This is a genomic window from Desulfovibrio sp. (genome assembly GCF_035644575.1).
GTDB lineage: Bacteria > Desulfobacterota > Desulfovibrionia > Desulfovibrionales > Desulfovibrionaceae > Desulfovibrio.
Genome location: NZ_DASQOG010000145.1, coordinates 20973 through 30403 on the forward strand (window position 1 = coordinate 20973; position 9431 = coordinate 30403).

7 protein-coding genes are annotated in these 9431 nt (G+C 55.3%); 4 read left to right on the forward strand and 3 right to left on the reverse strand.

The features are described from left to right. Positions 1-36 precede the first annotated feature (36 nt). A complete protein-coding gene (gene htpG / locus VEZ52_RS08220) occupies positions 37-2013 on the reverse strand; it encodes a molecular chaperone HtpG (RefSeq protein WP_324836393.1) in 1977 nt (658 codons plus the stop codon). A gap of 309 nt (positions 2014-2322) precedes the next feature. Between htpG and VEZ52_RS08225 the strand changes: the two genes are divergently transcribed. From VEZ52_RS08225 to VEZ52_RS08235, 3 genes are all read left to right on the forward strand, one after another. After that, positions 2323-3639 (forward strand): cytochrome ubiquinol oxidase subunit I, encoded by a 1317-nt coding sequence (locus tag VEZ52_RS08225; protein ID WP_324836394.1) that lies wholly within the window; start codon positions 2323-2325, stop codon positions 3637-3639. Between the two features lie 2 nt (positions 3640-3641). After that, positions 3642-4667: a cytochrome d ubiquinol oxidase subunit II gene (gene cydB, locus VEZ52_RS08230; protein ID WP_324836395.1), complete on the forward strand. Its 1026-nt coding sequence runs from the start codon at positions 3642-3644 to the stop codon at positions 4665-4667. A gap of 714 nt (positions 4668-5381) precedes the next feature. After that, positions 5382-5903 (forward strand): hypothetical protein, encoded by a 522-nt coding sequence (locus VEZ52_RS08235; RefSeq protein ID WP_324836396.1) that lies wholly within the window; start codon positions 5382-5384, stop codon positions 5901-5903. Between the two features lie 414 nt (positions 5904-6317). Here VEZ52_RS08235 and VEZ52_RS08240 read toward each other — a convergent pair whose 3' ends face one another. Further along, positions 6318-7208: a hypothetical protein gene (locus VEZ52_RS08240; RefSeq protein ID WP_324836397.1), complete on the reverse strand. Its 891-nt coding sequence runs from the start codon at positions 7206-7208 to the stop codon at positions 6318-6320. 154 nt (positions 7209-7362) lie between these two features. Beyond that, entirely contained in the window at positions 7363-7584 is a 222-nt protein-coding gene (locus tag VEZ52_RS08245; RefSeq protein WP_324836398.1) for a hypothetical protein, read from the reverse strand. 75 nt (positions 7585-7659) lie between these two features. Here VEZ52_RS08245 and VEZ52_RS08250 point away from each other — a divergent pair. Then, positions 7660-9431: FAD-binding oxidoreductase (locus tag VEZ52_RS08250; protein WP_324836399.1), on the forward strand; the 1772-nt coding region annotated here is incomplete at its 3' end.

Below are 9431 nucleotides of genomic sequence, written 5' to 3' on the forward strand. Positions count from 1 at the left end.
GCCAGCTCGGATGCTTTTGCGGCATCCCGGCCAGAGTTATATCTTACGGACTTCCGTGTACCATGCGGCGGCTTCTTCAAGCAGCTTGCCCGTGCGGGCCGCCAATGCCTGAGGATCCTTGAGGTAGCCGTCCAGCAGCAGGCTGGAGTCAAACAGGCAGCCCGTCATGTCAGCCAGGATCCTGTCGTCCGCGTCAGCCTTGAACATGCGCAACATGCTGCGCAGCAGGGGATGATCGCGGTTGACCTCCAGCACCTTCACAGGGATGGAGTCATCCTTCTGCATGACCTTGAGCAGTTTTTCCATGGAGGACGACAAGCCGCCATCGGGCGAAACCAGCACTGCGGGGCTGTCTGCCAGACGGTGAGAAACACGCACGTCCGTTACTTTGTCGCCCAGTATTTCCTTCATCTTGCCAAGCAGGGCGTCAAAGCTTGCCGAATCATCGTCAGAAAGCGGCGCGGCGGCTTCGTGTTCCGGCTGCTCCTTGTCGGCAAAGTCTTTCAGGGCATCATCCGCCGCTGTTTCCACAGACTTGAATTCCCAGTCCTTGTACTTGGCAAGGCCGTCCATGACAAATTCGTCCACAGGCTCGTACAGCCACAGCACTTCAACGCCCTTGCGGCGGAAGCGCTCCATGTGCGGATTGAGGCGGGCGGCCTCTCGGTTGGGCGCAGCCACATACCAGATGGTCTTTTGCCCTTCGGGAGCGCGGGCCATGTATTCATCAAGGCTGGTGAGCGCCTCCGCATCAGCGAGGGACGAGGAATTGAACCGCAGCAAGGCGCTGATGCGCTCGCGGTTGGCGTAGTCGTGGTACCCCAGCTTGAAAACCTTGCCGTGCAGCTTCCAGAAGCGGCTGTATTTTTCCGCATCGTCCTTTGCCAGCTTTTCAAGATGGCCCAGGGTCTGTTTGACCAGCACCTGGTTGATCTTGCGCAGCACCACGTTTTCCTGAAGCGTCTCGCGCGAGATGTTCAGGGGCAGATCTTCCGTATCGACCACGCCTTTGAGGAAGGCCAGATATTCAGGCACCAGCTCTTTGTTGCGGTGCTGGATGAGCACGCGGCGGGCATAAAGATCAAGCCCCCAGAATTCACGGTCGGCACCAAAAAAATCCTGCGCCGAATCGGGCGTGAACAGGAGGGCGTTAAACTGCACAGGCGCATCCACAGAAAGATGCAGTGTGTCCAGCGGCTCCTTGGCGTCATATGTCAGGGCTTTGTAAAAGGAATCGTACTGTTCCCTGGTGACCGAAAACTTGGGCTCGCGCCACAGCGCGGGCTGGGTGTTGACCCGCTCGCCATCCACGAGGACAGGGAAGGGAACAAAGGCCGAGTGCTTGCGGATAACCGACTCAACGCGGAACTTCTCCGCAAATTCGGCGGCATCGTCCTTGAGCCATGCCTTGATGACCGTACCGCGCGCGGGTTCATCCCCGGTTGCGGGTTCAACGGTAAAGGTGCCAAGGCCATCGCTGACCCACACGCTGGCTTCGGCATCATCGCCAAAAGCCGGACGCGAGGTAACTTCCACCTTGCTGGCCACCATAAAGACGGAATAAAAGCCCACGCCAAAACGGCCGATAATATTTGCCGCATCCGCCGTACCGGAGGTTTCGCCCTCCTCCCCGTCTTCGGGCTTTGTCGCGTCGCTGCCGCTGGCGGCATTTTCAGCCGCAATATCGGCCAAAAACTGCTCGGAGCCGGATCTGGCAATGGTGCCAAGGTTTTCAGCCAGTTCATCTGCGGTCATGCCAACGCCGGTATCGGCAATGGTCAGGACCTTGGCGTCCTTGTCCAGGCTGATGCGGATTTCAAGGGGAATATCAGCAAGACGCGGGCTTTCGCCCCTGTTCATGCGATAACGCAATTTATCCAACGCGTCCGAGGCGTTGGAAACAAGTTCCCTCAAAAAAATTTCGCGATTTGTATAGAGCGAATTGGTGAGGATATGCAGGACTTTGCGCACCTCAGCGCGGAATTGGCGGGAATTCTTACCAGCCTCTGCCATGACAAACCTCCTGAAAAAAGATATAGTTGAAAATAATATCCCCCGCTGAATTTTCAAGGGGGATTTGCCAAATTTTACGGCATTTTTCCGCGCGGCAGTGGCAACGCAGGGAAAGACGCGCGTCCGGCACCCTGTAAAACAGGCAGACAGGCACGCACGGACATTCCAACCCAATATTTCATATGAAAGGGGGATAAAACATCAAGCCCGCAAGATTTATACTCTTACGGGCAAAATGATATTCGTAACTACTTGCCATTTGATGGGAAAAAAGCTATCTCGCCAGAAGGATATTCAAGGAGGGCCTACATGGACGTTGTAATGCTTTCGCGTTTGCAATTCGCTGTGGCCGTTTTTTTCCATTTCATATTCGTACCGCTTACGCTCGGTCTTTCCGTCATTCTCGCCTGGATGGAAACCCGCTATGTGCGTACCGGAGACGAATTCTGGAAAAAACAAGCCAAATTTTGGGGAAAACTTTTTCTCATCAACTTTACACTGGGCGTGGTGACGGGCATCACGCTTGAGTTCCAGTTCGGCACCAACTGGTCCCGCTACTCGGAATACGTGGGCGATATTTTCGGCTCCCTGCTGGCTATTGAAGCCACGGTGGCCTTTTTTCTGGAATCCACGTTCCTTGCAGTGTGGCACTTTGGCTGGAAACGCGTTGGCAAAAAAATGCATCTTGCCTCAATTTACATTGTGGCATTTGCGGGCAACCTTTCCGCCCTGTGGATCATTCTTGCCAACGGCTTTATGCAGCACCCGGTGGGCTATACCATCAATGAGACCGTCGGGCGCGCTGAGCTTGCCAACTTCTGGCAGGTGGTGACCAATGGCTACGCCTGGGGCATGTACGCGCATACGGTGCTGGCATCGTGGGCGCTGGGCGGCTTTTTTGTGCTGGGCGTTTCGGCCTGGCATTTGCTGCGCAAGAGCCAGGTGGATTTTTTCAGGGCCTCCTTCAAGATGGCCGCGCCTTTCACCCTGATTCTTGTCTTGCTGCTGGGCCTTTCGGGCGACCAGCAGGGCAAGACTGTGGCCCAGGTGCAGCCTGCCAAGCTGGCCGCGCTGGAATCCCACTGGGAAACCGGGCGCAACGTGCCTTTCTACCTGCTGGCATGGCCTGACGAAGCCAATGAAGGCAACAAGGTCCAGGCCATTGGCATTCCCGGTCTGCTGAGCTGGATTGCCTACGGCGACACCAAGGCCGAAGTGAAGGGCCTCAAGGATTTTGCCAAGGAAGACCGCCCCCCGGTCATGCCTACCTTCCTGAGCTTCCGTGGCATGATCGCCATGGCGGGCCTGTTCGTGCTGCTGGCCGTGGGCGCTTTTTTGCAACGCAAGAAGGACGAACCCTGCCCCCTGCTGCTCAAGGCTCTGGTGTGGAACATCCCCCTGCCCTACGTTGCCATCATGCTGGGTTGGGCAGTGGCCGAAATTGGCCGCCAGCCCTGGATTGTTTATGGTCTCATGCGCACTTCCGACGCGGTTTCGCCAGTTCCGGCAGAGAATGTCGCCATTTCGCTGGGTGCGTTCATTGTGGTGTATTCCCTGCTGGGCCTTCTGGACATTTACTTGCTGCGTAAATACGCCATCAAGGGCCCTGACGCCCAGGAGGTATAGCCATGTTGGAAACCATCTGGTTTGTGCTGTGGGCGTTGTTGTGGGCCGTGTACTTTATTCTGGACGGTTTTGATCTGGGCCTTGGCGCGTTGCTGCCCTTTTTGGGCAAAAACGAGTCTGAGCGCCGCATCATGTACAACGCTGCCGGGCCCTTCTGGGACGGCAACGAAGTATGGCTTATTTCCGCTGGCGGCGTGACCTTTGCGGCCTTTCCCAAGGCCTATGCGGTCATGTTCAGCGCGTTGTACGCCCCGCTGCTTCTGCTGCTGTTCGCCCTTATTTTCAGGGCTGTTTCCTTCGAGTTCCGCAACAAGGTGGAACACGACAGCTGGCGCGCCCTGTGGGACGGTGTGCACTTTCTTGCCAACCTTATCCCCTGCGTGCTTCTCGGCGTGGCTTTCGCCAACCTGTTCATGGGCATTCCCATTGACGCCAAGGGCGTGTACCACGGCAACCTGCTTGGTCTGTTGAGCATTTACGGCCTTGCGGGCGGCGTGTTCTTTTTGTGCATGTTCCTGCTGCACGGCTCCCTGTGGCTGGCCATCAAGAGCACAGGCAGCCTGCAAACCCGCGCTGTGGCCTCAGCCACCTTCCTGTGGCCTGTCATGCTGTTGCTGCTGGTGGTCTTTCTGGTTCTCACCGCCATGTACACCAAGCTGTATGCAAACTATCTGGCCATGCCTGTTCTGTTTGTTCTGCCCTTGCTGGCGCTGGCGGGCCTTGTGGGCGCGCGCGTCATGCTGGGTGCGGGCAAGCTGTGGCTGGCCTGGGCATGCAGCGCCGTGTTCATTCTTGGCGTTACCTTCTTTGGCGTTGCGGGCATGTTCCCCGGCATGATCATATCTTCCATTGATCCTGCCGCCACGGTCACGGCCTTTAACGGCGCTTCGAGCCAGCTGACGCTCAAGATCATGCTGGGCGTGGCTCTGGTCATGGTGCCCATCGTGCTTGCGTACCAGTTCTGGTTGTACAAGACCTTCTCCGCCCCTGTGACGCACGATGACCTCAAGGACGAGCACGCCTACTAAACCCAGGCTGTTCTCCCCTGCCAATAGATAGTTAAAACGCCCCAGTGGCGATGATTAAGCGGCCAGTTTTTCCCGGTATTCTACCGGGGAAAACTGGCCGAACCTTTTCCGGGATCGTTCAGTTTTGAAGTTACGTTCAAGCAAATTCCGAAACATGGTAAATGCCGGTGACTGTGTAGTCTTCTTATCTTCGGCCATAAAAGCCCCCCATCATGGTTTCAAAGTTGAAGCCTTGTGGAGCTTTTTTGCTTTGTCTGCCTGATGGGGGTCATACCATCATGAGACGACCGTGGGCTTTGCTATGGCCTACGGATTATGTAGAAACGAATATTCTTATTGCCGTGCACAAAACCGTAACATACCCTTAGCTAAGGGATTTAGTCTGTTGCTGCTGGCAGTGGTTTCTGCCTTTTAGGGCAACACAAGCGTTTTTTCTCTGGTCCTCCTTAAAGGGTTTGGAGGAGATATAGCAGAGGCGGGCGTTTTTGTAAGATTGAAACGTTTCAGTAGTTATTTGTCCTTGTTAGTTTGGCAAACAAGTGTATTTGATCATGTGAAAAAATAAAATTTTCATATGGTTATGATTTCGTGCAGAGTCTATGGCAGGGCAGAAAAGCTGAAATTTCTTGCAAATCTTGAAAAATTATTTTTATTTTTTCTGCCCCAATTTGAGTCCGGCCGAGCAAAGCACATAAACAGCTATTGAGGGTTTACATGGCGTTCCCAACAAGCGCGGAAATAAAAACTGGTATGCTGGCTGGCTGGAAAGAATACTGGCCTGTTTTCATCACATTGCTCTTTACCTATCTGGGATGGCTTTCGCTTTACAGGGAAGATGGCTACTTTTTTCAGGTAATTGGCGCTGTTGGAGTCATAATTTTTTTGCCATTGTTTAAGCTGCAAAAAAATATTTGGCTTTATGTCACCGTCTTCCTTCTGAGCGGTGCAGACAAAATGTGGCCGGATGGTGCCCAGTGGATCACTACTTTCGCGGGTTTTGAAAAGATAACTGCCTGGACGGCCAGTACGGCAATTATTTCTGTTCAGGGGGCTGCGTTCTCGTTTGTCTGTTTGTTGCTGGTGCATGTGTGCATTTTCAGGTTGCAGGGCCGCACTTCCTTATTGTTCAAGGTGCCCATTTGCGTGTTTTTTTTGCTTGCAGCGCTGATTCCCGCATTCTTTTTTCTCTGGCTCCTTTTGAGCGTTACCGGGATTTTTGGGCCTCATGTTTTATAGTTTAAGGGGTCAGGGTTTTACATGGTATTCCCAACAATCGAGGAAATTAAAGCAAAATTTTTTTGGCTTGGTGCGGGTTCACTGGCCTATCATCGTTCTCCTGATTTTTACATATTTTGTTGGGCTGAAAGACGGGAAATATAGGAATGGTTGTTCAGGCCGGAGACGCTATGCCCCGCCTTTGGTGTAGAGCCGGTCACGCAAAAACCCCCGACCATCTTTCGATGATCGGGGGTCCTATTTACCTATATGGTGCAGCTTTGGCGTTAAGTTGACCAACTGGAGCGCGGACGTTGCCAGTTATGATTGCCTGCGCTGTCCAGTGCTGCAAGGCGACCAGAGCAATTCTGCGCCATAAAAAAAGACTGCACGGCGAAACAGCTTCCCCGTGCAGGCTTTCCCTGTAAACGGGCTCTAATCAGTGGATTCCACCTCACGCACGCAGTAGCCCTGATGCCGCAGCGGCGTGAAGTAATTGGTGCCCCAAGTCACTGCCAGCACAAAGAGCGCGGCGAAAAGACCGATGGCGGGGCTCCACAAGGGGCTTGCGGAAAGGGCCAGCCGCATGAGCAATGTGCCTATGACAAAACCCGAATTGCGGAACACGGCGTGAAAGGCGGGCATATACCGCTGTGCGATGAGCACCATGGCGATATCTGCAAAAATCAGCACGGTGTAGAGAGTTTCAAAAAATTTGAGGTCTTCACCGGTTTTCACAAAATGCATGAAATCGCGGGAGCCTATGAACAAGAAGATGACAAATAAAGCCAGCGCCAGCATTTTCTTGCTCATGACGTAGCGCATGCGCAGATCAGCCGTGGCGATAAAATGCAGATGCTGCCGTGCAATGCGCTTGTAAAGCCCAAGACACATATACACGGCCAAGGCACCGGCACCGGAAACCGCGATGCTGATAACCGGCAGCAGGTCATCAACCACGCTGACTGGCTCCGGCAAATGCGCCAGTTCCTTAAAGGCGTTGCGCAGCAAAATGAGGGTAAGTATCTCAAACTGCTTGCCCATGGATTGCGAAAGGGAACTGGGGATCGCCAGAATCAGACTCATGACCTCAAGCCCCAGAATCAGGGTAAAGGCCAGATGGATGGCGTAAAAATGGCTGTGCGGCGTAATCGCGGCAAGCCACGGGGGCAGAATGCCCATGCGCTTGAGTTCCACCCCAAGCAGGGAGATCAGATATACCCAGAGGATGCACAGGGCCACGCGGCGCTGGGTAGCGGCACGCTCCCAGGCGGAGTGAAGCCAGTCAAAAACATCCGTAATTGGCTGGAAACTTAAGATAAGCATGTGAATAGCTCCATAGATGAATACCCGGAGGCTCAGGGCACCCCGTCTGGCAGAAGAATATCTACAGCTTGCCAAATGTCAAAGACTACTAATCCTGTTATGGCAGACAGGATGGTGTATGGCGGGCTTGGGCCAATGCCCTGCGCACTTGCCATCAATCAATATAGAACGTAGAGAAAAGGCTTCCCCCGCGTTGCAGACCTTCGGCTTGCCCGATGGGTTTGAGCAGTGTCGGCGGCCTGCGGCCTGCCGAGAGCGCGAGTTTTTTCCAAACTTCCATGCCGCCCGACCCCGCATCACTGTGGGCCTCGGTTCGGCATGGTCGGCTATTGGGCGGCTCGCCAATGCGCGGGAAAACAGGGGGTGGATTGAGCATGCCCCGCCTGTCTTCACGGATTTGACCGGCGGCAACGCCGCAAGAGCTTCATCGAGCTTTACGAGGTAGAACGTCATGCCCCACAAGGGTCCGCATATCTCCATTTCTCCCGACTATGTGGTGAACAGGATTCTGCGCATCAACATTGATGACTTTGCAGAATGGCCCGAATCTGTGCGCAACCTGGCCATCGCCATAGCCGAAGAACTTTTTCTGGTGGCCTACAACCCCTTTATCAATGCGGAAACCGTGCGCACCAGCGTGCGCGAAAGCTATGACAAGGAATCGGTCTCCCTGGCGCACTATTACGCCACGGCCATCAGCGAAGGCCTCACCATGTTCTGGTCGGCCCACGAGGCCGAAACCGCCTTCCGCGCCAAACTGGTGGACGCCCTGCACGGCGTTTTGCCCGATGAATGCATTCTGACCAATCCCGCCGCCATGGTGGAATCGGCAACAGACGCCACCGACCTGCGCATGGAACTGCCCCTGTTGGTGGTTGAGCCGGACAATACCGAGCAGGTGGCCGAGCTTGTGAAGCTTGCCAACGACATGAAGTTTGCGCTCATTCCGCGCGGCGGCGGCTCCGGCATGACCGGCGGCGCAGTGCCCGCGCGCAAGCGCACGGTTATTGTCAGCCTTACGCGGCTGACGCGCATCGGGCCTGTTGACCTTGAAACCATGACAGTCACCTGTCAGGCCGGGGCCATCACCCAAGCCGTTATCAATGCCGTGGACGCCGAGGGCGCGCTGTTTTCTGTTGACCCGGCTTCCAAGCAGGCCTCGACCATCGGCGGCAACGTTTCTGAAAACGCGGGCGGCCCCAGCGCCTTTGAATACGGCACCACGCTGGACAACCTGCTGTGGTGGCGCATGGTCACGCCCACGGGTGAAATCATCACCGTTGAGCGCGAAAACCACCCTCGCCACAAGATCCTGCCTGATGAAACCGCCGTCTTTGTGGTCAAGGACGTGAGCGGCGGCGTGCGCAACGTGGTGCACCTGCGCGGCGACGAAATCCGCCTGCCGGGCCTTGGCAAGGACGTGACCAACAAGGTTTTGGGCGGCCTGCCGGGCATGCAGAAAGAAGGCGTGGACGGCATCATTACCGAAGCCTGCTTTATCGTTCACCCCAAGCCCAAGTACAGCCGCGTCATGGTGCTTGAATTCTTTGGCCGCTCCATGCACCCCGCTGCCATCGTAGTGCGCGAGCTGGTGGCCCTGCGCAACCGCATCAGGCAGGAAGGCGACTACGCCCACCTGTCGGCTATGGAAGAATTCAACGCCAAGTACGTGCAGGCCATCGAATACAAGCGCAAGTCCGAAAAATACGAGGGCTCGCCCATTTCGGTCATCATCCTTCAGGTGGATGGCGACGATCCCTACCTGCTCGACAAATGCGTGGGCGACATCGTGGGCGTTGTGGAACAGCAGGACAACGTGGATATCATCGTTGCTGCCGACGACAAGGAAGGCGAACGCTTCTGGGAAGACCGCCACAGGCTCTCGGCCATCGCCAAGCGCACCTCTGGCTTTAAAATGAACGAGGACGTAGTCATCCCCATGGACCGCATCCCCGACTTTGCGCTGTTCCTCGAGCAGATCAACCTGGAATGCACGGCGGCCTCCTACCGTTACGCCTTGCAGGAAGTGGGGCGTCTGCCGGGCTTCCCCATGGAAGACAAGGACTTTAACCGCGAGTTTTCGCAGGCCTCCAAGGCTGCCTCGGGCGATGTTGCCGCCACCGAAATTTCGGATATGGAACTGGCCGCCCGCGCAGAAGACTTTCTTGCCAAGCTCAAGGAAAAATACCCCCATCTTGCCAAAAAGATCGACAAGATCAGGGA

Coding starts and splice junctions, on each gene's coding strand:
- VEZ52_RS08225 (WP_324836394.1), top strand. CDS start 2,323: ATGGACGTTGTAATGCTTTCGCGTTTGCAATTCGCTGTGGCCGTTTTT.
- htpG (WP_324836393.1), bottom strand. CDS start 2,013: ATGGCAGAGGCTGGTAAGAATTCCCGCCAATTCCGCGCTGAGGTGCGC.
- VEZ52_RS08245 (WP_324836398.1), bottom strand. CDS start 7,584: ATGCTCAATCCACCCCCTGTTTTCCCGCGCATTGGCGAGCCGCCCAAT.
- VEZ52_RS08240 (WP_324836397.1), bottom strand. CDS start 7,208: ATGCTTATCTTAAGTTTCCAGCCAATTACGGATGTTTTTGACTGGCTT.
- cydB (WP_324836395.1), top strand. CDS start 3,642: ATGTTGGAAACCATCTGGTTTGTGCTGTGGGCGTTGTTGTGGGCCGTG.
- VEZ52_RS08235 (WP_324836396.1), top strand. CDS start 5,382: ATGGCGTTCCCAACAAGCGCGGAAATAAAAACTGGTATGCTGGCTGGC.